General features: G+C 68.8%; 24 protein-coding genes. 16 read left to right on the top strand and 8 right to left on the bottom strand.

What is annotated here, in order from left to right; translation table 11 throughout:
• Window positions 1–525: 525 nt before the first annotated feature.
• Entirely contained in the window at window positions 526–2754 is a 2229-nt protein-coding gene (locus WT60_RS29530) for a xanthine dehydrogenase family protein molybdopterin-binding subunit (protein ID WP_060355752.1), read from the bottom strand.
• A 3-nt stretch (window positions 2755–2757) separates the two neighbouring features.
• Window positions 2758–3219, bottom strand: coding sequence for a (2Fe-2S)-binding protein (locus WT60_RS29525; protein WP_038752415.1), 462 nt, complete (start codon window positions 3217–3219; stop codon window positions 2758–2760).
• A gap of 195 nt (window positions 3220–3414) precedes the next feature.
• Here WT60_RS29525 and WT60_RS29520 point away from each other — a divergent pair, with 195 nt between their 5' ends.
• Window positions 3415–4404 carry an AraC family transcriptional regulator gene (locus WT60_RS29520; RefSeq protein WP_059578687.1) on the top strand — a complete coding sequence of 330 codons (990 nt, stop codon included), beginning with the start codon at window positions 3415–3417 and terminating at the stop codon, window positions 4402–4404.
• A 157-nt stretch (window positions 4405–4561) separates the two neighbouring features.
• A complete protein-coding gene (locus WT60_RS29515; protein WP_038752688.1) occupies window positions 4562–4960 on the top strand; it encodes a nuclear transport factor 2 family protein in 399 nt (132 codons plus the stop codon).
• A 418-nt stretch (window positions 4961–5378) separates the two neighbouring features.
• Here the strand turns inward: WT60_RS29515 and WT60_RS29505 are convergent, their stop codons facing one another.
• Window positions 5379–5735, bottom strand: a complete 357-nt coding sequence (locus WT60_RS29505) for a DUF3564 domain-containing protein (RefSeq protein ID WP_038752406.1) — start codon at window positions 5733–5735, stop codon at window positions 5379–5381.
• A 443-nt stretch (window positions 5736–6178) separates the two neighbouring features.
• Between WT60_RS29505 and WT60_RS29495 the strand changes: the two genes are divergently transcribed.
• The 3 genes from WT60_RS29495 to WT60_RS29485 all read left to right on the top strand — a co-directional run bounded on the left by WT60_RS29495 (window position 6179) and on the right by WT60_RS29485 (window position 10108).
• Window positions 6179–7417: an SfnB family sulfur acquisition oxidoreductase gene (locus tag WT60_RS29495; protein WP_059578677.1), complete on the top strand. Its 1239-nt coding sequence runs from the start codon at window positions 6179–6181 to the stop codon at window positions 7415–7417.
• A 4-nt stretch (window positions 7418–7421) separates the two neighbouring features.
• Window positions 7422–8636, top strand: a complete 1215-nt coding sequence (locus WT60_RS29490; RefSeq protein ID WP_059670275.1) for an SfnB family sulfur acquisition oxidoreductase — start codon at window positions 7422–7424, stop codon at window positions 8634–8636.
• Window positions 8637–8704: 68 nt separating this feature from the next.
• On the top strand, window positions 8705–10108 hold the full coding sequence (locus tag WT60_RS29485; protein ID WP_038752398.1) for an LLM class flavin-dependent oxidoreductase: 1404 nt from the start codon (window positions 8705–8707) through the stop codon (window positions 10106–10108).
• A 583-nt stretch (window positions 10109–10691) separates the two neighbouring features.
• On the opposite strand, the gene WT60_RS29475 is transcribed toward WT60_RS29485, so the two are convergent.
• On the bottom strand, window positions 10692–12020 hold the full coding sequence (locus WT60_RS29475) for an ATP-binding protein (protein ID WP_060355750.1): 1329 nt from the start codon (window positions 12018–12020) through the stop codon (window positions 10692–10694).
• A complete protein-coding gene (gene bprR / locus WT60_RS29470) occupies window positions 12021–12746 on the bottom strand; it encodes a two-component system response regulator BprR (protein ID WP_038752686.1) in 726 nt (241 codons plus the stop codon). It abuts the gene before it with no gap.
• 230 nt (window positions 12747–12976) lie between these two features.
• Between bprR and WT60_RS29465 the strand changes: the two genes are divergently transcribed.
• On the top strand, window positions 12977–13723 hold the full coding sequence (locus tag WT60_RS29465) for a MipA/OmpV family protein (protein ID WP_060355749.1): 747 nt from the start codon (window positions 12977–12979) through the stop codon (window positions 13721–13723).
• A 23-nt stretch (window positions 13724–13746) separates the two neighbouring features.
• Window positions 13747–14934 (top strand): SDR family oxidoreductase, encoded by a 1188-nt coding sequence (locus WT60_RS29460; protein ID WP_060355783.1) that lies wholly within the window; start codon window positions 13747–13749, stop codon window positions 14932–14934.
• Between the two features lie 22 nt (window positions 14935–14956).
• Here WT60_RS29460 and hpaR read toward each other — a convergent pair whose 3' ends face one another.
• Complete coding sequence (gene hpaR, locus WT60_RS29455) at window positions 14957–15394, bottom strand: homoprotocatechuate degradation operon regulator HpaR (protein ID WP_038752389.1); 438 nt, start codon at window positions 15392–15394, stop codon at window positions 14957–14959.
• A gap of 165 nt (window positions 15395–15559) precedes the next feature.
• Here hpaR and WT60_RS29450 point away from each other — a divergent pair, with 165 nt between their 5' ends.
• From WT60_RS29450 to hpaI, 7 genes are all read left to right on the top strand, one after another.
• Window positions 15560–16249, top strand: coding sequence for a fumarylacetoacetate hydrolase family protein (locus WT60_RS29450; RefSeq protein ID WP_060355748.1), 690 nt, complete (start codon window positions 15560–15562; stop codon window positions 16247–16249).
• Window positions 16246–17010 carry a fumarylacetoacetate hydrolase family protein gene (locus tag WT60_RS29445; protein ID WP_059578658.1) on the top strand — a complete coding sequence of 255 codons (765 nt, stop codon included), beginning with the start codon at window positions 16246–16248 and terminating at the stop codon, window positions 17008–17010. Before WT60_RS29450 ends, WT60_RS29445 begins: the two co-directional genes overlap by 4 nt.
• A gap of 23 nt (window positions 17011–17033) precedes the next feature.
• The gene (hpaE, locus tag WT60_RS29440) at window positions 17034–18497 is read left to right on the top strand and encodes a 5-carboxymethyl-2-hydroxymuconate semialdehyde dehydrogenase (protein WP_059670278.1); all 1464 of its coding nucleotides are present in this window, start codon (window positions 17034–17036) and stop codon (window positions 18495–18497) included.
• Window positions 18498–18566: 69 nt separating this feature from the next.
• Window positions 18567–19415, top strand: coding sequence for a 3,4-dihydroxyphenylacetate 2,3-dioxygenase (gene hpaD / locus WT60_RS29435; RefSeq protein ID WP_038752379.1), 849 nt, complete (start codon window positions 18567–18569; stop codon window positions 19413–19415).
• Between the two features lie 58 nt (window positions 19416–19473).
• A complete protein-coding gene (locus WT60_RS29430; protein WP_059578650.1) occupies window positions 19474–19866 on the top strand; it encodes a 5-carboxymethyl-2-hydroxymuconate Delta-isomerase in 393 nt (130 codons plus the stop codon).
• Between the two features lie 23 nt (window positions 19867–19889).
• Entirely contained in the window at window positions 19890–20693 is an 804-nt protein-coding gene (gene hpaH / locus WT60_RS29425) for a 2-oxo-hept-4-ene-1,7-dioate hydratase (RefSeq protein ID WP_060355747.1), read from the top strand.
• Between the two features lie 9 nt (window positions 20694–20702).
• Window positions 20703–21509, top strand: coding sequence for a 4-hydroxy-2-oxoheptanedioate aldolase (hpaI, locus tag WT60_RS29420; RefSeq protein WP_038752371.1), 807 nt, complete (start codon window positions 20703–20705; stop codon window positions 21507–21509).
• Here the strand turns inward: hpaI and WT60_RS29415 are convergent.
• Window positions 21503–22336: a helix-turn-helix transcriptional regulator gene (locus WT60_RS29415; protein ID WP_038752368.1), complete on the bottom strand. Its 834-nt coding sequence runs from the start codon at window positions 22334–22336 to the stop codon at window positions 21503–21505. The genes hpaI and WT60_RS29415 overlap by 7 nt on opposite strands.
• Here WT60_RS29415 and WT60_RS29410 point away from each other — a divergent pair.
• Window positions 22256–22780, top strand: coding sequence for a hypothetical protein (locus WT60_RS29410; protein ID WP_186448671.1), 525 nt, complete (start codon window positions 22256–22258; stop codon window positions 22778–22780). The two genes, WT60_RS29415 and WT60_RS29410, sit on opposite strands and share 81 nt — an antisense overlap.
• A gap of 13 nt (window positions 22781–22793) precedes the next feature.
• Entirely contained in the window at window positions 22794–23759 is a 966-nt protein-coding gene (locus WT60_RS29405) for a zinc-binding alcohol dehydrogenase family protein (protein ID WP_059578640.1), read from the top strand.
• 168 nt (window positions 23760–23927) lie between these two features.
• On the opposite strand, the gene WT60_RS29400 is transcribed toward WT60_RS29405, so the two are convergent.
• Window positions 23928–25019 carry a porin gene (locus tag WT60_RS29400; protein ID WP_060355745.1) on the bottom strand — a complete coding sequence of 364 codons (1092 nt, stop codon included), beginning with the start codon at window positions 25017–25019 and terminating at the stop codon, window positions 23928–23930.
• Between the last annotated feature and the right edge of the window lie 14 nt (window positions 25020–25033).

The raw sequence follows: 25033 nt of genomic DNA, 5'->3' as shown, positions 1-25033 counted from the left end.
GAGCCTCGTGATTCGCAGATAAATGGGCGAACGGTACGAGGGGCTTACTGCAATTGTCGGGCCAGCATGGCGCGATGCAGCGGGAGAGCGCTTCAGAAGGTGTTTTTTTGTCGAATAAGTGCATGAATTGAAAGCGTTTTCATGCGGGTTGGGCGGGTTTGTCGCGGCGCCGGAAATGTAACAATCTGAAACCGGCTGAAGGTGTGTTACGTAGCACGGACGTTCGTGTTACGTCGCCGCGCGCGGCAACGTAACACGCGAGGGGCGGCCGGGGCCGGACGTGGCTCGGTCGCCCGGGCGGGCGGCGGGCCGGGCGATGGCATCGACAATCAGCGCTTCGAGTGCGATCGCTGCGCAAGAGGACGGACGGCCGTCTCGCACGCCGAGAGCCGTAATCGATGGACAAGGGCGGCGGCGGACGGCGCAGCCGCCTGCCGCCGCCCGTCACGCCCGTCACGCCCGTCACGCCCGTCACGCCCGTCACGCCCGTCACGCCCGTCACGCCCGTCACGCCCGTCACGCCCGTCACGCGCTCGCGTCGCCGTCGGCGGCCGGAAACGGCAGCGTGTAGTGCCGCTTGCCCGTCGCGGCGAAGATCGCGTTCGCGACGGCCGGGCCGATCGGCGCGACGCCCGGCTCGCCGACGCCCGTCGGCGCCTCGCCCGACGGCACGATGTGCACCTCGACCTTCGGCATCTCCGAGATCCGCAGCACGCGGTAGCCGTCGAAGTTGTTCTGCTCGACCTTGCCGTCCTTCAGCGTGATCGCGCTGTGCAGCACCGCGCCGAGCCCGAAGCCGATGCCGCCTTCCATCTGCGCGGCGACGATGTCCGGATTGATCGCGGTTCCGCAGTCGACCGCGCAGACGACGCGCTCGACCTTCACGCCGCCGTGCTCGTCGACCGACACCTCCGCAACCTGCGCGACATAGCTCTTGAACGCCTCGGCGACCGCGATGCCGCGCCCGCGGCCTTTCGGCAGCGACTTCGCCGGGTCCCAGCCGGCCTTCTCGGCGGCGAGCTCGAGCACGGCCTTCAGGCGCGGCTCGTGCGCGAGCAGGTCGCGGCGGAACAGGTACGGGTCCTTGCCCGCCGCGTGCGCGGCCTCGTCGATGAACGCCTCCACCGCGTACGCGGTGTGCGAGCTGCCGACGACGCGCCACCACAGCACCGGCACGGCGGACTTCGTCGTCGTCAGCTCCACCGACACGTTCGGCACCGCGTACGGCAGGTTCGCCGCGCCCTCGACCGACGTCTGGTCGATCCCGTTCTTCACCATCACCGGCTCGAACGGCGTGCCGGCGAGGATCGACTGGCCGACGATCCGGTGCCGCCACGCGACGAGCTTGCCGTCCTTCGTGAGCCCCGCGTCGAGCTTGTGGAAGTACATCGGCCGGTAGAGGCCGCCGTGGATGTCGTCCTCGCGCGTCCATTGCAGCTTGACGGGGGTGCCGTTCGCGCCGAGCGCCTTCGCGATCGACACGGCCTCGACGACGTAGTCCGACCACGCGTTCGCGCGCCGGCCGAAGCTGCCGCCCGCGTACAGCGTGTGGATCTGCACCTTCGACGGATCGAGGCCGGCGGCGCGCGCGGCGTTGCCCTGGTCGATCGTCTGGAACTGGTCGCCCGCCCAGATCTCGCAACTGTCGGCCGTCAGCTTGACGACCGCGTCGAGCGGCTCCATCGGCGCGTGCGCGAGGTACGGGAATTCGTACGACGCGGACAGCCGCTTCGCCGCGCCGGCGAGCGCGTGCTCGGCGTCGCCGTCGCGGCGCGCGGGCGCGCCCGCGCGTTCGGCGAGCCGGCGGTACTCGCGCATCATCGCATCGGAGCTGCGCTTTTCCGCATTCGAATCGTCCCATTCGACCTTCAGCGCGTCGCGGCCCTGCTTCGCGGCCCAGAAGCCCTTCGCGACGACCGCGACGCCGCGCTCCACCTGAACGACCGACACGACGCCCGGCACCGCCTTCGCGGCCGTCGCGTCGAACGACTTCGCCTTCGCGCCGAACAGGGGCGGGCGCTGCAACAGCGCGACGAGCATGCCGGGCATCGCCACGTCGATCGTGAACTGCGCGGTGCCGTCGGATTTCGCAAGCGCGTCGACGCGCGGCACCGGTTGGCCGATCAGGCGGAACTCGCGCGGCGATTTCAGCGCGGCCTTCTCGGGCACGGGCAGCGCGGCCGCGGCCGTCGCGAGCGAGCCGTAGGTGGCCTCGCGGCCGCTGCCCGCGTGGCGCACGTAGCCGTCGCGGGTCGTCAGCTCGGCGGCGGGCACGTTCCATTGCGCGGCGGCCGCCGACACGAGCATCGCGCGCGCCTTCGCGCCCGCTTCGCGCAGCTGCATCCACGAATTCGCCATCGCCGAGCTGCCGCCCGTGCCCTGCAGCTTGCCGAACTGCAGGTTCGCGTAGCGCGTCGCGTCGGCGGGCGCGCTTTCGACGCGCACGTCGCGCCAGTTCGCGTCGAGCTCTTCGGCGACGATCGTCGCGATGCCGGTGTATGCGCCCTGGCCCATCTCGACGTGCTTCGCGATCACGGTCACGCTGTTGTCGGGCGCGACGCGCAGGAACGCGTTCGGCGCGAACGCGCCCGCGGCGGCTGCGCCCGAGGCAGGCGCGGCGGCGAGCGCCGGGCGGCTCGCGTCGAGCCATTCGAAGCCGATCGTGAGGCCGACGGCCGCGGCGGCGCCCGCGGCCTTCAGGAACGTGCGGCGGGACGCGCGGGCCGCGTCCGGGAGATCGAGGTCGGTGGTCATCGCTCAGGCCTTCAGGGTGGCGGCCGCTTCGTGGATCGCGGCGCGGATGCGGGTGTAGGTCGCGCAACGGCAGATGTTGCCGTTCATCGCGGCGTCGATGTCGGCGTCGGTGGGCGCCGCGTTCTGTTCGAGGAGCGCCGTCGCCGACATGATCTGGCCGGACTGGCAGTAGCCGCATTGCGGCACCTGCAGCTTGACCCACGCGGCCTGGACGGCCTTCGCGGGCTTGCTCGCGAGCCCCTCGATCGTCGTCACGCGCTTGCCGGCGACGGCCGCGAGCGGCAGCACGCACGAGCGCACCGCCTGGCCTTCGAGATGCACGGTGCACGCGCCGCATTGCGCGGCGCCGCAGCCGAACTTCGTGCCGTGCAGGCCCGCGTTCTCGCGGATCGCCCAGAGGAGCGGCATCGCGGGATCGGCGTCCAGCGTCAGATTCTTGCCGTTCAGCACAAACGAGGTAGACATGGACAATCTCCGTGGGGAAAACCCCGGACTTGGCGCCGGGTGATAGCCGGCAGTGTGAGGGACGGACCGCCGCTGCGTTCACACAATCCTGCAAAAATATTGAACAATCCTGCAAATCCCCCGGCGGGCGCGCGGCGGTGGCGTCGGCCGCACGCGCCTGCTACGATCACGACGACCGACGCTCGTTCATTGACGATGGAACAGCGCTACACCCCATTCGAACCCGCCGCGCACGCGGCGCCCCCCCGATCCGATGCGCGGCCGCCGCCGCTCGCGCCGCGCGAGGCCGCGCGCCGTGAGCTCGCCGCGCTGATCGACCGCTTCGCGCCCGCGGACGGCGCGTATCCGAGCGCGATTCCCGCGCTGTCGTTCTTCCGCTGCTCGTCGCCCGTCGATCTCGGCTGCAGCGTCACGCGCGCCGCGTTCGTGTTTGCCGCGCAGGGCGCGAAGCGGGTGACGGTCGCGGATCAGGCGTACGAATACGATCATCAGCACTGCCTCGTCACGTCGGTCGATTTGCCGATGCTCTCGCAGGTCACGCGCGCGTCGGCCGACGCGCCGTATCTGTGCGTGAAGATCGCGCTCGATTTGCAGCGGATCGCCGAGCTCGCGGCCGAGATGCGCACGCCGCCGCCGGACGCGGTGCCGACGGGCGAGGGGATCGTCGTCGGCGAGCTGTCCGAGCCGCTCTTCGACGCCGCGCTGCGGCTCGTGCGATTGCTCGATACTCCAGACGACATTCCGATTCTCGCGCCGCTGATCGAAAAGGAACTGCTGTACCGGCTGCTGACGAGCGGGCAGGGTGCGCGGCTGCGGCACATCGCGGTCGCGGGCAGCCAGACATACCGGATCGCGCGCGCGATCGAATGGATTCGGCACCACTACGCGGAGCCGCTCAGCATCGATGCGCTCGCGCAGCAGGTGAACATGAGCGTGTCGTCGCTGCATCATCACTTCAAGTACGTGACGACGCTGAGCCCGCTTCAGTATCAGAAGCAACTTCGGCTGCACGAGGCGCGCCGCTTGTTGATCGGCCAGCACGGTGACGTCGGCTCGATCGCGCTCAGGGTCGGGTACGACAGCCCGTCGCAATTCAGCCGCGAATACAGCCGCCTGTTCGGCGCGCCGCCGTTGCGCGACGTCGTGCAGTTGAGACGCCGCAACGGGATCGGCGTGCAGGAATGAACGGCGCGCGGCGAGCCGCGCATCCGTTGCAAAGCGAGACGCCGGTCTCGATTCGCAGGGTTCGGCGCGCGGCGAGGGATGCGCGTCTCATGCGCTTGGCGGTGCCGTTCGCGCGCGCGAGCGCGAACGATACGGCAATGCGAACATGAATATGAAAATGAAAACGAATCTGGACACCGAAACGGCCGTCGACGTCGTGCACGCGTTCTGGCGCTTGATGGGCACGAACGACTTTCATGCGGTCGCGGCCGTGCTCGCCGACGACTTCGTGCTCGAATGGCCGCAATCGAACGAGCGCATACGCGGCGCCCGAAACTTCGCGCTGCTGAACAGCGAGTATCCGGCGCATGGGCGGTGGACGTTTACGATCGGTCGTGTGATAGGCGGCGCGCACGAGGCCGCGTCGGACGTATCGGTCACCGACGGCGTTCAGCGCGCGCGGGCGATTTCGTTCTTCACGGTGGTGCATCGAAAGATCGCGCGCATCGTCGAGTTCTGGCCCGAGCCGTACGATGCGCCATACGACCGCTCGCATCTGGTCGAGCGGATCGAGTAAGCGCGGCGGTATGAAGGCGGCGCTCGACGCGGCGGATTGCATTCGCCGCGCCGTGGCCGTGCGTTCGCGCGTTGCGTGCGCGAACATCATCATGCGCGACGCGCACGCAAGCTCGAGCATCGCGCATCGTCGAAAATCAATCGGGCGCTTTGCGGCGACCAGTTCGACGCGCGCGTCGCGCGGCGACATGCCGCACTCGCACGGCGCGCGCGAACGGCGGTCATGCGAACCGTCGAATCGCGAACCGTCGAACCGTCAGCACAAAGCGGCGTTCGCCCGTTGAGCGAACGCCGCTGTCGATGCAATGCGTGGTGGTGGTGTGGAAGGTCTGCTGCCGACCGACGTATCCGATCCGAAAATCGATTGCATCGGCCTATCATGTGCGCGGCGCCCGGTGCAGGGCCGGACGCGCGCGCGCTCAGCGCACGATCGTGAATCCCTGATGTTCGGGTTGGATCGATGCCGAGTCGACCGCTTGCAGGCGCCACGCGCCTTGCGGATTCTTGCCGCCGAGGACCGCGTCGCCGTGCTCTTCGTCTTCGGACGAAGGCTGTACGTTCGAGAACGACAGCCCTTGCAGCCGGCACAGCGCTTCGCCGCTGTCGGCCGAGCACAGCGCAACCGCGCCTTCGACGTCCTTCACCTTGCCCCACGCCGGCAGATCGATGCCTTGATGCGCTTCACGCGACCACAGTTGCTCGTCGGTGTCGAGCCACAGGACCGCGAATTGCTGCGCAGAGGAATCGCTGCCATTGATTCGAATGGTGAGGCGCATGCTTCGTCTCCTTTCGAAGGTTAGCCGGTGAGCTTTCTCAGTCTAGGTGGATTGACGCGGAACGCAAGCGGCGTTGCGAAAAGATTGATGCGGGTCGCATCGCCCGGCACTGGGCAACGCGCGCGAATCATCAATGCATAGCGTGCCGTGTGCGGACTCTTCTGCGCAATCGGGTGTTTTCATGAGCGATGCTTGCATACGCGCGTCACATTGATCCGATTGCTACGCGCTGTTGCGTCGCGCAAGCGCTTCGCGCGGATGTGTCGCGCAGGTGTGTCGCGAAGGTGTGTCGATTTGCCGCCCGCATTCGATTGCACGCACCGCCAATGCAGCGCGCGCGATGCACATTTTCCGGCGCGCGGAATAACGATTCCCGAATCGATCGGTTGGTCGCGACAGGCCCCATTGATAGATTGGTCCCTTGTTCTTCAACGGAGACAAGCATGTCCGCGATCCATGAGACGGCCGTCCAACCCGCGCGCGGCGAGCCCGCGCGAGACGCGCATCTAATCGCGAGCGACGCCGAGGCGATCGACGTCGCGCGCACGCTCGCCGAGCGGCTCGCGCAAGGCGCCGCCGAGCGCGATCGCGAGCGCCGGCTGCCCTATGAAGAAATCGACTGGTTCTCGCAATCGGGCCTGTGGGCGATCACGGTGCCGAAGGCGCACGGCGGCGCGGGCGTGTCGCACGTGACGTTGACCGAGGCCGTGAAGATCGTCGCGGCCGCGGACCCGTCGCTCGGCCAATTGCCGCAGAATCACTTCGGCCTCGTCGACGTGATCGCGCTCACGGGCACCGACGAGCAGAAGCGCTTTTTCTTCGGCGAGATCCTGAAGGGCAAGCGGTTCGGCAACGGCTTCTCGGAGAAGGGCACGAAGAACGTGCTCGATCTGAAGACGAGAGTGATTCGCGACGGCGACGGCTATCGCGTCGACGGCACGAAGTTCTATTCGACGGGCGCGCTGTTCGCGCATTACGTGCCGGTGCTCGGGATCGACGAAGAGCGCAAGGGCTGGCTCGCGTACATTCCGAAGGGCACGCCGGGGCTCTCGGTGGTCGACGACTGGTCGGGCTTCGGCCAGCGCACGACCGCGAGCGGCACGGTGCGGCTCGAGAACGTGCGCGTCGCCGCATCGCACGTGTTCCCCGCGCATCGCGTGTCGGATGCGCCGACGCTGAACGGCCCGCTGTCGCAGATCATCCAGGCGGCGATCGATGCGGGCATCGCGCACGCGGCGCTCGACGATACGCTGCGCTTCGTGCGCGAACGCTCGCGCCCGTGGATCGACAGCGGCGTCGAGCGCGCGGCCGACGATCCGTTGACGATTCGCGAGACGGGGCGCCTCGTGATCCAGTTGCACGCAGCCGATGCGCTGCTCGAGCGCGCGGCGCGCACGCTCGACGAGATCGCCGCGCAGCGCGACATTTCGGAGGACGACGTGGCGCGCGCATCGGTCGCGGTCGGCGAGGCGAAGGTGCTGACGACCGAGATCGCGTTGCTCGCGAGCGAGAAGCTGTTCGAGCTCGCCGGCACGCAGGCGACGCTCGCCGAGCACGGCCTCGATCGCCACTGGCGCAACGCGCGCACGCACACGCTGCACGATCCGGTGCGCTGGAAGTATCACCTCGTCGGCAATTACTATCTGAACGGCGTCGCGCCCGCGCGCCACGCGTGGAATTGAGCCGATGAACGCGTTCACGCAGCCGGCCGCCGCGCGCGCGGCGCGGCGGATTTCGAACGACGCCGAGGCGCTCGAAGTGGCCCGCGCGTTCGCGGCGACGATCGCGCCGGACGCCGCCGCGCGCGATCGCGAGCGCCGCCTGCCGTACGCGGAGCTCGACGCGTATTCGGCGACGGGCCTCTGGGGCATCGCGGTGCCGCGCGAATTCGGCGGCGCGGCGGTATCGGCCGCGACGCTCGCGGAAGTGACCGCGATCGTGTCGGAGGGCGACCCCGCGATCGGCCAGATTCCGCAGAATCATTTCTTCATGCTCGAAGTCTTGCGCGTGAACGGCACGCGCGATCAGCAGCGCTTCTACTTCGATCGCGCGCTCGCGGGCGAGCGCTTCGGCAACGCGCTGTCCGAGCGCGGCACGAAGCACGTGCGCGATTACCGGACGACGATCACGCCCGACGGCGCGGGCTTCCGGCTCAACGGCCGCAAGTTCTATTCGACGGGCGCGCTGTTCGCGCACTGGGTCCCGGTCGTCGCGAAGGACGCGAACGAGCGGCTGCACGTCGCGTTCACGCCGGCGCACGCGCCGGGCCTCGCCGTCGAAGACGACTGGAACGGCTTCGGCCAGCGCACGACGGGCAGCGGCACGACGCGGCTCGACAACGTGTATGTCGACGCATCGGCCGTCGTGCCGTACAGCGACGCGTTCGACGCGAAGCCGACGCCCGTCGGCCCGCTCGGCCAGTTGCTGCACGCGGCCGTCGATCTCGGCATCGCGCGCGCCGCGTTCGCCGACGCGCGCCGCTTCGTGCGCGAGCGCGCGCGGCCGTGGATCGACAGCGGCGTCGCGCGCGCGAGCGACGATCCGCTCACGCTCGAGATCTTCGGCAAGCTCGCGCTCGATCTCGACGCGGCGGGCGCGCTGACCGAGCGCGCGGGCTTGCGCGTCGACGCGGCGATCGACGACGCGAACGAGCGCACGGTTGCGTCCGCATCGATCGCGGTCGCGAAGGCGCGCGCGGCGACGACCGAGATCGCGCTCGCCGCATCGTCGCGCCTGCTCGAACTCGCGGGCACGCAAGGCGCGCTCGCCGAGCACGCGCTCGATCGTCACTGGCGCAACGCGCGCACGCACACGCTGCACGATCCGGTGCGCTGGAAATACATCGCGATCGCCGACTACTACCTGAACGACACGCTGCCACCGCGCCACGGCGCACTGTGACGCGCGCCGCGCATCGCGCGCAACGCAGGCGGCAACACGCATCGACCGAATCGAGAGACTGCTTCACCATGACCCGACAGATCCGCTTCAACGCCTTCGACATGAACTGCGTCGGCCATCAGTCGCCCGGGCTCTGGGCGCATCCGCGCGACGAGTCGTGGCGCTATCGCGAGCTGAGCTACTGGACCGAGCTTGCGCAACTGCTCGAACGCGGCAAGTTCGACGGCCTCTTCATCGCCGACGTGCTCGGCATCTACGACGTCTACCGGAGCAGCGGCGAAGCGGCGATCCGGCAAGGCGCGCAGGTGCCCGTCAACGATCCGATCCTGCTCGTGTCCGCGATGGCGGCCGCGACGCGGCATCTCGGCTTCGGCGTCACGTGCTCGCTGTCGTACGAGCATCCGTATCCGTTCGCGCGGCGCATGTCGACGCTCGATCATCTGACGGGCGGGCGCGTCGGCTGGAACGTCGTCACGTCGTATCTCGACAGCGCCGCGCGCAACCTCGGGCTGCCGCAGCAGACGAACCACGACGAGCGCTACGCGATCGCCGACGAGTATCTCGAGGTCTGCTACAAGCTGTGGGAAGGCTCGTGGGAGGACGACGCCGTCGTGCGCGACGCCGCGCGCCACGTGTTCGCCGAGCCGTCGAAGGTGCATCCGATCGGCCATCACGGCCGTTACTACGACGTGCCCGGCATCCATCTGTGCGAGCCGTCGCCGCAGCGCACGCCGGTGCTCTATCAAGCGGGCGCGTCGAAGCGCGGCAAGGACTTCGCCGCGCAGCACGCGGAATGCATCTTCGTCGCCGCGCCGTCGCGCACGATCCTGAAGGCGTTCGTCGCGGACATCCGCGAGCGCGTGAAAAAGTTCGGCCGCGATCCGCACGACGTGCTGATCTTCAACCTGCATACGGTGATCACAGGCCGCACGTCGGCCGACGCGCACGCGAAGCACGCCGACTATCGCCGCTACGCGAGCGACGAAGGCGCGCTCGCGCTGATGTCCGGCTGGACCGGGATCGATCTGTCGAACTACGGGCTCGACGAGCCGCTCGAGCACGTCGAGAGCAACGCGATTCAGTCGGCCGTCGAGGCGCTGTCGAGCGCCGATCCGACGCGCAAGTGGACCGTGCGCGAGATCGCCCGCTGGGGCGGCATCGGCGGGCTCGGGCCGGTGTCGGTCGGCGATGCGCGCGAGATCGCCGACGATCTGCAATCGTGGGTCGACGAGACCGACGTAGACGGCTTCAACCTCGCGTACGCGGTAACGCCGGAGACGTTCGTCGATGTCGTCGAGCTTGTGGTGCCGGAGCTGCAGCGGCGCGGCGTCTATCAGACCGACTACGCGCCGGGCACGCTGCGCGAGAAGCTGCATCGCGCGGGGCCGAGGCTGGCCGCGCCGCATCCGGCCGCGCGATATCGCGTTGGCCACGAGCATGCGGCGGCGGAGCGCATCGCGGCGGAAGAGTGAAGGAGGGCGGCGTGTCGGCGCGACTCGGCGGCGAACGCTGGCCTCGGCCGCGACGCCGGCGATGGATGATTCGACGGGCTGCCGCAACGGCGCGAATCGCGCTGCGCGATCGCGGCATCGCGTGATGCGGCGCGCGACGAATCGGACGATGACGCGAGCGGGAATGCGCGCGGCCGAATCGCCGCGGCGAATCAAATGCGTGACGAATCGCCGATGAATCGCCGATCGGATTGCTGACCACGTTGCCGATTGCGTTGCTGATCGAGCTGCAAACCGCGCGCGCGATCGAATGAGGAATCGTGCGGCAAACCGCATGGCGATTCAAACGATGAATCGAACAGCGAACCTAACGACGATTCGAACGACGAAGCAAGGCCGCCACGCGGAAGCGATGCGTCTCGACGGAGCGGCGCGCATCGTGCCGATGAATCGTTTGTCGCTTCGTTTTTCGCTTCGTTTGTCGCCTCGTTTGTCGCTTCGTCAGTTGCTTCGCTAGCGGCTTCATTCGCCGTTGCACCGACGCGTCCGGCGCTTACCCCACCCGCGATTCGACGCTTCCACCGCCTCCCCCGCCAACCAGGCGTCAGGCCGCCGTCGCCCGCGCCTTCTGGTCGTGAGGCGGCGATTCGAGCGCCGGCAGCGTGATCGCGAAGCGCGCGCCGCCGATCGGCGCGCCGTCGAGCCGCACGTTGCCGCCGTGCGCGAACGCGACGCGCCGCACGATCGTGAGCCCCAGGCCGAAGCCGCCCGTTTGCCGGTCGCGGCTCGAATCGAGCCGATGGAACGGCTCGAACACGCGGTCGCGATCGGCGGCCGGAATGCCGGGACCGTCATCGTCGACCGTCAGCACGAGCGCGCCCGCGTCGCCGAGCGACGCATGCAGCGAGATCGTCGTCGCCGCGTAGCGCATGCCGTTGCGGATCAGGTTCAAGAGCGCACGCGCGACGAGCTTCGGATCGCACACGTGGCAAGCGGGCGCGCCGCGCATCGATACGTCGAGCGTGAGCCGGCGGTCGGCGATGTCGTTCGCGACGCTCGCGACGACGCTGTCGATCAGCTCCGAAACCGTCACCTGCATCAACGCGAGATGCCGCTCGTCCTGTTCGAGCCGGCCGATCGTCAGCAGCTCGGTGACGAGCTCGTCGAGTTCGCGCACGTCGCGACGCAGCGCTTCCTGCCGCTCGTGCATGCGCTCGGCCGCGTCCGGCGACGCGAGCAGCGCGAGGCCGAATTCGAGCCGCGCGAGCGGTGTCTTCAGTTCGTGCGAGATCCCGTGCATCATCTCGCGCTGTTGCTGGATCGATGCTTCGATCCGCTTCGCCATGTCGTTGAACTGCTGCGACAGTTCGTAGATGTTCGATTTGCGCGATACCTGCGCGCGCGTCGACAGCCGGCCGCTGCCGAACGCGCGCGCGGCCGCCTCGAGCTTGCGCAGGTCGCGCCAGTGATAGTGAATCCACAGCGCGACGGCGAGCAGCGTCGCGAGCGCGACCGTCAGATAGGCGTAGATCTGGATGTCGAGGCTCGTCGGCTCGTCCGGGCGCGCGTGCAGAACGGTGCCGTCGACGAGCGGCATGAAATAGTCCCTGCCGTCGTAGCTGATCGCGATCTCGCCGCGATCGAGGTCGCGCTGCTGCCTGGCGCTCAGCATCTTGCGGGCCGCGTCCATCGAGATGAACTCGAAGCCCTCGTTGCCGTGCTTCGCGAGCTCGCGCAGCGCCTGACGCCGCTCGGGGCCCGGATGGCGCTCGAGATAGTCGTTCAGCACGAACGCGTAGGTGGCGAGCGTCTCGCGCGCCGCGCTCGAAATTCGCTCGTAGAAGAAGTGGTTGAACGACGTGTTGATGAAGACGATCGCCGCTGCGCCGCAGACGACCACGACGAGATACAGCCTGACGAGCGAGCGCAGCATTCAGTCATCCCAGGCAGACGGGCTGAACAGATAGCCGCGGCCCCAGATCGTCTTGATCTTGTGCGGCTCGGACGACGCGTCCTCGAACCGGCGTCGCAGCTTCGAGATGCCCGAATCGACGGAGCGGTCGAGGCCGTCGAACTCGATGCCGCGCAACTGCTTCAGGATGTCGTCGCGGCTCAGCACGGTGCCCGCCGCGCGCGCGAGAATCAGCAGCAGGTTGAATTCGGCTGTCTTCAGATCGACGGGCTCGCCGCGCCACGTGACCGTGCGGTTCGGCGGCGAGATCGTCAGCTCGCCGAACACGAGCGCCTCGCTCGCCGGCGAGTCGACGGGCGCGCCGGCAGGCTGCGCGCGGCGCAGCAACGCGCGAGCGCGCGCGACGAGCACGCGCGGCTCGATCGGCTTCGTCACGTAGTCGTCCGCGCCCGTCTCGAGGCCCGCCACCTGATCGTAGACGTCCGAGCGCGCGGTCAGGATCAGCACCGGCACGTTCGAGAACGCGCGGATTCGGCGGCACACTTCCATGCCGTCGAGATGCGGCAGCATCAGGTCGAGAATCACGAGCGCGGGCTGATGCTCGCGCACGGCCCCGACGGCGAGGTCGCCGCGCCGGACCACCGTCACCGAGAATTCGTAGCTGTCGAGATACTCGCGGATCAGCTGCGCGAGGCGGTCGTCGTCTTCGATCAGCAGCACCCGGTATTTGAGCGGCACTTCGTTCATGGTCTCCTCGGCGTGGTTCTGCGCGCGTGAGCGCCGGCAGCGCACGCGCATTCTAGCCGCGCGCGCCGCACGCCGGGGGCGGCTGCAACAATCGCCGACAATCGGACACAAATCCGCACATATTCCTGAAACATTCGGGACAGATTCGTCGTGCGCACGAACCTAGACTGCGGACTCCTTGACTCTCGCCCGTCACCGTGCGCTCGCCCATTCACTCACTTCGGTATTGCGTGCCGTTCGCCGGCTTCATGTCGATTGCGGCCGCGCATGCGGAAAACGTCTACACGCTGTCGATCGGCGGCGGCTTCGTGCCGCGCTACGCGGGCAGCAATCAGTATCACGGCGTGGTCGCGCCGTCGTTTTCCGCGGAGTTCGACAACGGCATCTTCATCGGTCCGCTCGACGGCATCGGCTACAAGCTGAAGCTGCCGGGCGACGCGTTCGTCGCGGCCGCGCTCACGTACGACCCGGGCCGCTCGGACGAAAACCGCTTCGACCTGCCGGGCTCGAACTACCTGAAGGGGATGGGCCGCGTACCGGGCTCGGTGCTCGTCGCGGTGCAGGCGGGCGTGAAGCTCTACGGCGGCAGCGTGCTGAGCGTGACCGTGGACACGCCCGTCACGCACACGTCGCGCGGCGTGTCCGGGCACGTCGATCTCGCGGTGCCGGTATTGAGCGCCGGGCGTCACGAAGTCGTCGTGACGGGCTCCGTGCATGCGGGCTCGGGCCGCTACACGCAGACGTTCTACGGCGTCACCGGCGCGCAGGCGGCGGCGACCCGCTTCGCGCCGTATTCGACGAAGGGCGGCATCGACAGCGCGTCGATGTCGGTCGCATGGACGTACGCGTTCTCGAGGCACTGGTCGGCGGACACGACGCTCGGCGTCACGCGTTTCATCGGCCGCTACGGGGGCAGCCCGATCGTGCAGCAGAAGACCAATTATTTCGGAGTGTCTTCGCTGACCTATCGTTTCTGATTTTGAAGAAGGAGGTGGCCATCGTGCTGATCTGGAAAACCGCGCTTTCGCTGACCTGGCGAGCGGGCCTCGTGTCGCCCGCGAGCGTGCCCGCCGCCGCCGCGCACGTCGGCCGGATCGTGCTCACCGGAGCGACCGGCTTCATCGGCGGCGCGGTGCTCGTGTCGCTCGTCAACGCCGGGCTGCTCGATCGCGTCGTGTGCGTCGTGCGCGCGTGCGACCGCGCGCATGCGCTCGCTCGGCTGCGCGAGGCGGCGCTCAAGAGCGGGCTCGCGCCGTACTGGGCCGCGCGGCTCACCGAGGCGAACGTGATCGCGGGCGAACTCGACGGCGCGTTCGCCGACGTCGACGCCGCGCGTCTTTCGTCGGCGTCGCACGTGATTCACTGCGCGGGCGTTGCGTCGCTCGCCGACGCGAGCGTCGTCAACGAGACGAACGTCGATGCGACGCTGCGTTTCGCGCGCCGCTTCGCGGGCAGCCGGCGGCTGCAGCGCTTCGTGCACGTCGGCGCGGCGTTCGCGTGCGGGATCAAGGCGCGCGGCACGATCCGCGAGGACGACGCGCCCAAGCGCGGCCGCGAGGTCGATTTCGCGCCGTACACGCGCGGCAAGCGCGACGCGGAAGCGCAGTTGCGCGCGCTCGGCCTGCCGCTCGTGATCGTGCGGCCGTCGTGCGTCGTCGGCCATACGCTGCTCGGCACGCAGCCTTCGGCGAGCACGTTCTGGATGTTCCGGATCGTTCACGCGGCGCGCCGCTTCACCGCGCGGCCGATGGCGCGCATCGACGTGATCGCCGTCGACGATTGCGCGCGCGCGCTGATGCTGCTCGCGCTGAAGCCGTCGCTCAAGTACGACACGTACCACGTGTCGGCGGGCGACGAAGCGCCGAGCGTCACGCAGATCGTGCGCGCGATGGACGAGGCCGTGGGGCTCGACGGCGAGCCGCGCTATGCGCTCTGCTCGTGTGCCGAGTTTACGGCGATCGCGCGCGACGTGCTCGGCCGCCGCGACGCGCCGCGCGAGCGCGTGATCCGGCGCGCGTTGCAGTCTTACGCCGCGTTCGCCGAGCTCGACCACGTGTTCGACAACTCGCGCGTGCGCGACGAGATCGATTTCGAACCGCTGCCGTTCGTCGATTACGTGAACGAATGCATGCGCACGTCGCGCGGCGTCGACGTGCTCGCGCAGATGCCGAGGACGGCGGCGCGCTGAGCGTGCGCGCGGCGGCCGCGCGTCACGAGCCGCCGACTTCGATCAGCTTGTCGAGCGCCGCGTACACTTCGCCGAGCGCATCCGCGCCGAAGCGTTGCTCGATGAGCCTGTACTGCTCGTCGATGCGCGGGCTGATCTGCGCGACAAGCTGACGACTTTGCGGCGTCAGGCTGACGATCAGCCTGCGCTGATCCTCCTGGGCGCGCGTGCGGCGAATCAGGCCGTCGCGCTCCATCCTCTCCAGCACGCCCGTGAGGCTCGGGCTCAGGATGCAGCAGCGCTTCGCGATCTGACCGGCTTCGAGCTCACGAGACGGTTCGCCGTCCAGCACGCGAATGATCCGCCATTGCTGCTCCGTCAGCGCAAATTCCTTCAGGATCGGCCGGAACCGGCCCATCAACGTTTCGCGGGCCTCGAGCAGCAGCATGGCCAGATTGCGGTGATCGAACGTACGATTCATGAGGTTCCTGGAAGAGCAGTTGATCCACTCATCTTAGCAGGGCGAAAATCGTCGGTGACCGCCTTATCACGGCTATCAGGGTTATCGCGGTTGTTCTTTTCGCGTGCTGTAGTTAATATGTTAAGTAATTGACCCGGCCGCGCGACGCGGCGGAGGATGAAACGCATGGAGCTGTCCCTTGTCGTCGACGGCGCGCCGGCCGAAACGGTGCGCATCGGCACGGTATACGGCGCGCTGCTCAACGATCGCGGCGCGCTCGCGGCGCTTGGCGACGCGGTGCATGCGCCGCCGTACAACAAGCCGCCGCAGGCGCCCGTGCTTTACGTGAAGCCCGCGAACACGCATGCGGGCGACGGCGCGGCCGTCGTCGTGCCGGCGGGCGTCGACGCGCTCGAAATCGGTGCGACGCTCGGCGTCGTGTTCGCGCGCCGCACGACTCGCGTATCGGTCGAACAGGCGTTTGATTTCGTTAAAGGTTTTACGCTCGCGAGCGACGTGTCGATTCCGCACCCCGATTATTATCGGCCGGCGGTGCGCTTCAAGTGCCGCGACGGCTTTTGCCCGCTCGGGCCGGCGATCGTTGCGCGCGCAAGCATCGGCGACGTGGACGCGCTCGCGGTGACGGTGCGCGTCGACGGCGAGCGGCGCTACGAGGCGAGCACCGCGAACCTGATCCGCTCCGTCGCGCGGTTGATCGCCGACGTGTCCGCGTTCATGTCGTTCGACGCGGGCGACGTGCTGCTCGTCGGCGTCGGCCCGAACGCGCCGCGCGCGGCGGCCGGCAGCGCGATCGAGATCGACGCGCCGGGCATCGGCACGCTGCGTCACACGTTGATTGCGGAGGGCGCGCGATGAAGACCGCACGCGTAGTGTTCAACGGCGCGCTTCACGCGGCCGAGCCGCTGGACGAAGGGCTTTTGCGGCTCGATACCGGGCGCGTGCTCGCCGAGACGGATGTCTCGTGGCTGCCGCCCGTCGCGCCGCGCACGACGTTCGCGCTCGGCCTGAACTACGCCGATCACGCGAAGGAGCTCGCGTTCAAGGCGCCGACCGAGCCGCTCATCTTCCTGAAGGGGCCGAACACGTTCGTCGGCCACCGCGCGCGGACGGTGCGGCCCGCGGACGCGACGCACATGCATTACGAGTGCGAGCTCGCGGTCGTGATCGGCCGCGAGGCGCGCCGCGTGACGCGCGCGCGCGCGCTGGACTACGTGCTCGGCTACACGATCGGCAACGATTACGCGATCCGCGACTATCTGGAGAATTATTACCGACCGAACCTGCGCGTGAAGAACCGCGACACGTGCACGCCGCTCGGGCCGTGGCTCGTGAGCCGCGACGAGATCGGCGATCCGGGGAGTCTCGCGCTTCGCACGACGGTCAACGGCATCGAAACGCAGCGCGGCAACACGCGCGACATGATCTTCGACGTCGCGTCGCTGATCGAATACATCAGCGGATTCATGACGCTCTCGCCCGGCGACCTGATCCTGACCGGCACGCCCGAGGGGCTCGCCGACACGAAGCCGGGCGACGAAGTGATCACCGAGATCGAGGGCCTCGGACGGCTCGTCAACACGATCGTCGGCGAAGCGGATTACTATCGCGCCGGCTGACGCCGCCGCACAAGGAGAGACGCATGAGCATCAAGCACTGGATCGGCGGCCGGGAAGTCGGCAGCCGGGAGACGTTCACGACGTTCAACCCGGCGACGGGCGAGCCGATCGCCGAGGTCGCGTCGGGCGGCGCGGAGGAAATCGACGCGGCGGTGCGCGCCGCGAAGGACGCGTTTCCGAAATGGGCGAACACGCCGGCGAAGGAGCGCGCGAAGCTGATGCGCAAGCTCGGCGAGCTGATCGAGCGCAACGTGCCCGCGCTCGCCGAGCTGGAGACGCAGGACACCGGCCTGCCGATCTCGCAGACGAAGAAGCAGCTGATCCCGCGCGCGTCGGAGAATTTCCACTTCTTCGCCGAAGTGTGCACGCAGATGAACGGGCGCAGCTATCCGGTCGACGACCAGATGCTGAACTACACGCTGTATCAGCCGGTGGGCGTGTGCGCGCTCGTGTCGCCGTGGAACGTGCCGTTCATGACCGCGACGTGGAAGACCGCGCCGTGCCTCGCGCTCGGCAACACCGCGGTGCTGAAGATGTCGGAGCTTTCGCCGCTCACGGCCGACCAGCTCGGCCGCCTCGCGCTCGAGGCGGGCATTCCGGCCGGCGTGCTGAACGTCGTGCAGGGCTACGGCGCGACGGCGGGCGACGCGCTCGTCCGGCATCCGGACGTGCGCGCCGTGTCGTTTACGGGCGGCACGTTGACGGGCAAGCGGATCATGGAGCGCGCGGGCCTGAAGAAGTATTCGATGGAGCTCGGCGGCAAGTCGCCCGTGCTGATTTTCGACGACGCCGATTTCGACCGCGCGCTCGACGCGTCGCTCTTCACGATCTTCTCGATCAACGGTGAGCGTTGCACGGCGGGCTCGCGGATCTTCGTGCAGAGGACGATCTACGACAGGTTCGTCGCCGAGTTCGCGCGCCGCGCGAACAACCTGATCGTCGGCGATCCGGCCGACGAGCGCACGCAGGTGGGCTCGATGATCACGCGCGCGCACTGGGAAAAGGTGACGGGCTACATCCGGCTCGGCGCCGACGAGGGCGCGCGGCTCGTCGCGGGCGGCCCGGACAAGCCGGCGAACCTGCCCGCGCATCTTGCGAACGGCAACTTCGTGCGGCCGACCGTGTTCGCCGACGTCGACAACCGGATGCGCATCGCGCAGGAAGAGATCTTCGGGCCGGTCGCGTGCCTGATTCCGTTCGACGGCGAGGAGGACGGGCTGCGTCTCGCGAACGACACGTCGTACGGCCTCGCGTCGTACCTGTGGACGCAGGACGTCGGCCGCGTGCACCGGCTCGCGCGCGGCATCGAGGCGGGCATGGTGTTCGTCAACAGCCAGAACGTGCGCGACCTGCGCCAGCCGTTCGGCGGCGTGAAGGAATCGGGCACCGGCCGCGAGGGCGGCGAATACAGCTTCGAGGTGTTCGCCGAGATCAAGAACGTGTGCATCTCGATGGGCAGCCATCACATTCCCCGCTGGGGCGTGTGACGCCCGCCGACAACGAATGATACGCCGCGCGCGGGCTCTGTTTGCCGGCGACGCGGCAGGAGACTCACGATGGGAAAGCTGTCACTCGCCGCGAAGATCACGCACGTGCCGTCGATGTATCTGTCCGAGCTGCCGGGCAGGCATCACGGCTGCCGTGCGGAGGCGATCCGCGGCCATCAGGCGATCGGCGAGCGCTGCCGCGCGCTCGGCGTCGACACGATCGTCGTCGCCGACACGCACTGGCTCGTCAACGCCGGCTATCACGTGAACTGCAACGGGCATTTCGCGGGCGTCTACACGAGCAACGAGCTGCCGCATTTCATCCGCGACATGCGCTACGAGTATCCGGGCAATCCGGCGCTCGGCCATCTGATCGCGGCGGCCGCGAACGAGCGCGGGATCGGCACGCGCGCGCACGAGATCGACAGTCTCGAGCTCGAGTACGGCACGCTCGTGCCGATGCGCTACATGAACGCCGATCAGCATTTCAAGGTCGTGTCGATCGCCGGCTGGTGCATGTGGCACGCGCTCGACGAGAGCCGGCGCTTCGGCGAGGCGCTCAGGCACGCGATCGAAGCGAGCGATTCGAACGTGGCGTTCTTCGCGAGCGGCTCGCTGTCGCACCGTTTCAACGACAACGGCAGCCCCGAGGAGGCGATCCACATGATCAGCCGCGAGTTCTTCCGGCAAGTGGACCTGCGCGTCGTCGAGCTGTGGAAGCAGGGCGATTTCGCGACCTTCTGCAAGATGCTGCCCGAGTACAACGAGCACTGCTTCGGCGAAGGCGGCATGCACGATACCGCGATGCTGCTCGGCCTGCTCGGCTGGGACCGCTACGACAAGCCGGTCGAGATCGTGACCGACTACTTCGCGAGCTCGGGCACCGGGCAGATCAACGCGATCTTCCCGCTGCCTTGAGCGGCGCGACGATTCGCTTCGGATGCCGACGCAATTCTGAAGAACACGGAGAGCCGACATGCCTCACATCATCGTCGAATACACCGCGAACATTCGCGACGACGCGCGGATTCCCGTGCTGCTCAAGACGATCAACGAGACGCTGATCGCGCAGGGCGGCGTGTTTCCGACGGGCGGCATCCGCTCGCGCGCGATCGAGCTGCAGGACTACTGCGTCGCCGACGGCACCGCCGACGACGCGTTCGTGCACGTGACGCTGAAGATCGGCTCGGGCCGCGACGACGCGACGAAGAAGGCCGCATGCGACGCGCTGTTCGACGCGATCAAGGCGCATTTCGCCGCGCTCTACGAACGGCGCTATCTCGCGCTGTCGATGGAGCTGACCGAGTTCAGCGAGACGGGCTCGTACAAGCACAACAATATCCACGCACGCTACAAGCGCGGCGCGTGACCCCAACCCCGACAACGAAGACCATGCTAGATTCCGCCACCATCCAGCTGCTCGCGCGCCGGCTGCACGCCGCCGAGCGCGAGCGCAAGCAGATCCGCCAGATCTCGCTCGACTACCCGGAGATCACGATCGACGACGCGTATGCGATCCAGCGCACGTGGGTCGCCATGAAGCTTGCCGAAGGGCGCGCGCTGAAGGGGCACAAGATCGGCCTCACGTCGAAGGCGATGCAGTATTCGTCGCAGATCGACGAGCCCGATTTCGGCGCGCTTCTCGACGACATGTTCTTCGAGGACGGCGCGGCGATTCCGGCGCACCGCTTCATCGTGCCGCGCGTCGAGGTCGAGCTCGCGTTCGTGCTCGGCAAGCCGCTGCAAGGGCCGCACTGCTCGGTGTTCGACGTCTACGACGCGGTCGACTACGTCGTGCCCGCGCTCGAGATCATCGACGCGCGCAGCCAGTCGATCGATCCGGACACGAAGCGCCCGCGCAAGGTGTTCGACACGATCGCCGACAACGCGGCGAACGCGGGCGTCGTGCTCGGCGGGCGGCCCGTGCGGCCGATGGACGTCGATCTGCGCTGGGTCGCGGCGATCATGTCGCGCAACGGCGTCGTCGAGGAAACGGGCGTCGCGGCGGGCGTGCTGAATCACCCCGCGAACGGCGTCGCGTGGCTCGCGAACCGGCTCGCGCGCTTCGACGTGTCGCTCGACGCGGGCGAGATCATCCTCGGCGGATCGTTCACGCGGCCGTGCGCGGCGAAGAGCGGCGACACGTTCAACGTCGATTACGGCCCGCTCGGCGCGATCCATTGCCATTTCGAATGACGGACGACGATGCTCATTCCTGACAACACGTTCAAGGCCGCGCTCGCGCGCGGCGAGGCGCAAATCGGGCTGTGGCTCGGGCTCGCGAATGCCTACGCCGCGGAGGTCGTCGCGGGCGCGGGCTTCGACTGGCTGCTGATCGACGGCGAGCACGCGCCGAACACGGTGCCGACGATCCTCGCGCAATTGCAGGCGATCGCCGCGTATCCTTCGCATCCCGTCGTGCGCGTGCCGTGGAACGACGCGGTGGTCGTCAAGCAGGTGCTCGATCTCGGCGCGCAGACGCTGCTCGTGCCGATGGTGCAGAGCGCGGGCGAGGCGCGCGCGGCCGTCGCGGCGACCCGCTATCCGCCGCACGGCGTTCGCGGCGTCGGCAGCGCGCTCGCGCGCGCGTCGCGCTGGAACCGCGTCGACGATTACGTGCGGCAGGCGAACGAGCGGATCGCGGTGCTCGTGCAGGTCGAGACGCGCGCGGGGCTCGACGCGATCGACGCGATCGCGCGCGTGGACGGCGTCGACGGCGTGTTCATCGGGCCCGCCGATCTCGCGGCCGATCTCGGGCATCTCGGCGATCCCGCGCATCCGGACGTGCAGGCGGCGATCGATCGCGCGATCGCCGCGATCGCCGCGGCGGGCAAGGCGGCGGGCATCCTGAGCGCGGACGAGCGCGCGGCGCGGCGCTATCTCGAGGCCGGCGCGACGTTTGTCGCGGTCGGCGTCGACACCACGCTGCTCGCGCGCGGCGCGCAGCAGCTCGCCGCGCGGTTCAAGTCGCCGGCAGGCGGCGCGGTTCGCGCGGGCGACGGCACTTACTGATTTCGGCTTGCGCCGGCATTGATCGGCGGCGCGTCGCCGCGCCGCCCGCCGGGCTTCGCGTTCACATACTGCCCGGGCGTCGTGCCGAGCGTGCGGCGGAACATGTCGATGAACGCGCTCACGTTGTCGTAGCCGAGGTCGAGCGCGACCGTCGTCACCGTCACGCCGTCCGCGAGCCGTTCGAGCGCGCGCAGCAGGCGCGCCTGCTGACGCCATTGCGCGAACGTCAATCCTGTCTCGGACACGAAGCGGCGGCTCAGCGTGCGCGGCGCCATGCCGGCCCACGCGGCCCATTCGTCGACGCGGCGGTTGTCCGCGAGATCGCCGGCGAGCGCGTCGGTGATCCGCACGAGCCGCGGATCGCGCGGGCGCGGCAGTCCGAGCGATCCCGTTTTCGCCGCCGCGATCTCGTCGAGCATCACGTCCGCAATCCGCGCGCGCGCGCCGTCGAGCTCGCCGCCGCGCCAGCTCGCCGCGCGGCGTACGGCTTCGCGCAGCAGCGGCGACGTGACGATCGCGCGCGGCGCGTCCGGCAGCGTCGCGCACCGGTGCTCCGCGATGAAGACGCTCCAGCCGGAGAACGGCCCGAACGAGCGCAGCGAGTGCACGCGATGCGGCGGAATCCAGATCGCGTGGATCGCGGGCACGACCCAGTCCTCGTCGTCGAGCCCGATCGACACGAGCCCGCTCGACGTGCCGACGAGTTGTCCGCGCGCGTGGCTGTGGCGCGCGGTGGTGCGCGCGCCGTGCTGCGTCAATTCGACAGCGGCGACGAACGGGCCGTCGGACGACGTGACGAGTTCGATGGGAAGAATGGGATCGAGCATGGCCTGAATACCGTATCGAATGGCCTTTATACCGGAGACCGGTCGCGCGCGCACGTCTACACTGCGTTCACTTCCATTCGATTCGGCGCGCCGCGCCTGGCGGTGCGAGCCGAATCGGTTCCCCACGTACACGTCGAGCGATGCGAGGCGTCCAGCGTCGCGAGCCGCGCCCCCGCCACGGCCGCGGTTCTCGCGAACGCGCGCGCGCCGGCTGATTGCGGCGCGATTCGGGGTGACTCGGGGCGATTCGCCTCGACGCGCGGCGACGCGGCGGGGCGCAAGCGCAGCGGGCGCGCTGCCGATGCTGCCGATGTCGACGCCGACGCCGACGCCGATGCCGATGCCGATGCCGATGCGTCGGCCGCGGCACGCGCGATCGACTCGTTCGACGGTCCCGACATTCACGACGCGCGGCGATCGAGCGATCCCGCTGCGACCCAATGATCAAGGAGCCTTCATGAAAGCTGCTGTCGTCCTGGGCGCGGGCCAGCGCCCGGCCTACGCCGAATTCGATTCGCCGGGCGCGTCGCCCGGCCATCGCGCGATCGACGTGACCGCTTCCGCGTTGAGCCGGCTCGCGCAGGCGCGCGCGTCGGGCGCGCATTACTCGTCGACGGGCCGTTTCCCGTTCGTGGCGGGCGTCGACGGCGCCGGGCGTCTCGACGACGGCCGGCGCGTCTACTTCTTCGGCCCGCAGGCGCCGTTCGGCGCGATGGCCGAGCGTACGCTCGTGCCCGAAGCGAACTGCATCCCGCTGCCCGATTCGCTCGACGACGTCACGGCGGCCGCGATCGCGCTGCCGGGCATGTCGTCGTGGGCGGCGCTCACCGAGCGCGCGCGGCTCGCGGCAGGCGAGACGGTGCTCGTCAACGGCGCGACCGGCACGTCGGGGCGGCTCGCCGTCCGGATCGCGAAGCACCTCGGCGCCGCGAAAGTGATCGCGACCGGGCGCAATGCGAACGTGCTCGATGCGCTGAAGTCCGCGGGCGCCGATGTCACGATCTCGCTCGCGCAGGACGACGGGCAGGTGGCGCGCGCGTTCGAGACGCATTTCCGCGCGGGCGTGGACGTCGTGCTCGATTATCTGTGGGGCGCGAGCGCGCGGGCCGCGCTGATGGCCGCGGCGAACGCGTCGCCCGAGGCTCGCCCGGTGCGCTTCGTGCAAATCGGCACGATCGGCGGCGCCGACGTGCTGCTGCCGGGCGCGGTGCTGCGCGCCACGGCGATCACGCTGATGGGCAGCGGCCTCGGCAGCCTTTCGCTGCCGCGCCTGCTGGATGCCGCGCGGGCGGTGTTCGAGGCGGCGCGTGCGGCCGGGCTGCGGATCGACACCGAAACCGTGCCGCTCGCCGACGTCGGCGCGTATTGGGACGACACGAGCAGCCTGGTTCGTCCGGTGTTCACGATGGGCGCGTCCCGGTGACGGGCGCGCGGCCGCGACGATATGCGGCGCGCGCCTCCCGACGCCTCCCGACGCCTCCCGACGCCTCCCGACACCGCCCGACACCACCCGGTCGCCGGGTGCCGTCCGGTTCCGTCCCGCGCCTCCCGTGCAATCGCATGCAATCGCATGCAATCGCGCGCCGTTCGCTCAGAACCGCTGCTGCATGCCAAGCGTCACGCCGGCCTGCGTATCGGCGTAGCCGACCGAATCGCGCGACACACCGACGTTGCGCCCATGCCGGGCGATCGCGAAGCCGCCCGCCGCATACAGCACGGTGCGCTTGGACAGCGAATATTGCGCGCGCAGCGACACGAGCGTCGGATCGGCGTCGGTGCCGCCCTTGATGTTCTGGTGATAGACCGCGCCGATCAGCGAGAACGCCGGCGTGAAGTCGTACGAGCCGCCGATCCAGTACATGTCGCTCAACTGCGTCGCCGCCGCCGTGTGGAACGTGCGGCGGTAGTTGCGATAGCCGGCCATCGTCTTCAGGTTGCCGAAATCGTAGCTGACGCCCGCATGAATGCCCTGCACGTAGTCGACCGGATCGGCGGGGCTCACGCTGTCGCGCGCGCCGTTCTGGCGGTCGAACGTGACGACCGCCGCGAACGCGCCGCGCTCGTAGCCGAGCGCGAAGTCGTACTTGGCGCTCGTCTTCATGCTGCCCGGCACGTTGCCGAAGCCGTACATCGCGCCGAAGCGCAAGCCGCCGTACGCGCCGTCGTAGCGCACTGAGTTCGACGAGCGCGTGAACATGCCGTCCTTGCGGCCGCCTGTGGCCGTCGACGACGTCGCCCACGAATAATTCTGCGCGTAGCCCATCGGGTCGAACGGCAGCATGTAGTCATACGTGACGGTGAAGTTGCGTCCGAGCGTGAGCTCGCCCCACTTGCCCTTGAGGCCCACCGTCGCGCGCCGCGCGAAGATCGAGTCGGGGCCGTCGTCGAAGCCGCCGTTCGCGAGGTCGATCCCGCTTTCGAGCCGGAACACCGCCTTCAAGCCGCCGCCGAGATCCTCGACGCCGCGCAGGCCCCAGCGCGACGTGTTCTTGTTGCCCGACTTCAGGCGCAATGCGCTGCCGCCCTCCGGCGCGGCGTGGTTCGCGTATTCGACGCCCGCGTCCATGATGCCGTAGAGCGTGACGCTCGACTGCGCGAGCGCGTGGCCGGCCGCGAGGCTCGCGCACGCGGCGAGGCCGGCTGAGATCGCAGCCCTGCCGGCGTTTCGGCGATGCTTTTTCATTTTCGGTGTCTCCG

Source organism: Burkholderia sp. MSMB617WGS (assembly GCF_001532025.2).
Lineage (GTDB): Bacteria > Pseudomonadota > Gammaproteobacteria > Burkholderiales > Burkholderiaceae > Burkholderia > Burkholderia savannae.
The sequence above is the reverse complement of the archived record's forward strand: the minus strand, read 5'-3'. Positions and strand labels throughout refer to the sequence as shown.

Bases quoted from the DNA above. Each gene is read 5' to 3' on its own strand.
- hpaR (WP_038752389.1), bottom strand. From the start codon at position 15,394: ATGAATCGTACGTTCGATCACCGCAATCTGGCCATGCTGCTGCTCGAG.
- WT60_RS29475 (WP_060355750.1), bottom strand. From the start codon at position 12,020: ATGCTGCGCTCGCTCGTCAGGCTGTATCTCGTCGTGGTCGTCTGCGGC.
- WT60_RS29495 (WP_059578677.1), top strand. From the start codon at position 6,179: ATGTCCGCGATCCATGAGACGGCCGTCCAACCCGCGCGCGGCGAGCCC.
- WT60_RS29505 (WP_038752406.1), bottom strand. From the start codon at position 5,735: ATGCGCCTCACCATTCGAATCAATGGCAGCGATTCCTCTGCGCAGCAA.
- hpaE (WP_059670278.1), top strand. From the start codon at position 17,034: ATGAGCATCAAGCACTGGATCGGCGGCCGGGAAGTCGGCAGCCGGGAG.
- hpaI (WP_038752371.1), top strand. From the start codon at position 20,703: ATGCTCATTCCTGACAACACGTTCAAGGCCGCGCTCGCGCGCGGCGAG.
- hpaH (WP_060355747.1), top strand. From the start codon at position 19,890: ATGCTAGATTCCGCCACCATCCAGCTGCTCGCGCGCCGGCTGCACGCC.
- WT60_RS29445 (WP_059578658.1), top strand. From the start codon at position 16,246: ATGAAGACCGCACGCGTAGTGTTCAACGGCGCGCTTCACGCGGCCGAG.
- WT60_RS29430 (WP_059578650.1), top strand. From the start codon at position 19,474: ATGCCTCACATCATCGTCGAATACACCGCGAACATTCGCGACGACGCG.
- WT60_RS29400 (WP_060355745.1), bottom strand. From the start codon at position 25,019: ATGAAAAAGCATCGCCGAAACGCCGGCAGGGCTGCGATCTCAGCCGGC.
- WT60_RS29520 (WP_059578687.1), top strand. From the start codon at position 3,415: ATGGAACAGCGCTACACCCCATTCGAACCCGCCGCGCACGCGGCGCCC.
- WT60_RS29525 (WP_038752415.1), bottom strand. From the start codon at position 3,219: ATGTCTACCTCGTTTGTGCTGAACGGCAAGAATCTGACGCTGGACGCC.
- WT60_RS29530 (WP_060355752.1), bottom strand. From the start codon at position 2,754: ATGACCACCGACCTCGATCTCCCGGACGCGGCCCGCGCGTCCCGCCGC.
- WT60_RS29490 (WP_059670275.1), top strand. From the start codon at position 7,422: ATGAACGCGTTCACGCAGCCGGCCGCCGCGCGCGCGGCGCGGCGGATT.
- WT60_RS29515 (WP_038752688.1), top strand. From the start codon at position 4,562: ATGAAAACGAATCTGGACACCGAAACGGCCGTCGACGTCGTGCACGCG.
- hpaD (WP_038752379.1), top strand. From the start codon at position 18,567: ATGGGAAAGCTGTCACTCGCCGCGAAGATCACGCACGTGCCGTCGATG.
- WT60_RS29405 (WP_059578640.1), top strand. From the start codon at position 22,794: ATGAAAGCTGCTGTCGTCCTGGGCGCGGGCCAGCGCCCGGCCTACGCC.
- bprR (WP_038752686.1), bottom strand. From the start codon at position 12,746: ATGAACGAAGTGCCGCTCAAATACCGGGTGCTGCTGATCGAAGACGAC.
- WT60_RS29450 (WP_060355748.1), top strand. From the start codon at position 15,560: ATGGAGCTGTCCCTTGTCGTCGACGGCGCGCCGGCCGAAACGGTGCGC.
- WT60_RS29485 (WP_038752398.1), top strand. From the start codon at position 8,705: ATGACCCGACAGATCCGCTTCAACGCCTTCGACATGAACTGCGTCGGC.
- WT60_RS29415 (WP_038752368.1), bottom strand. From the start codon at position 22,336: ATGCTCGATCCCATTCTTCCCATCGAACTCGTCACGTCGTCCGACGGC.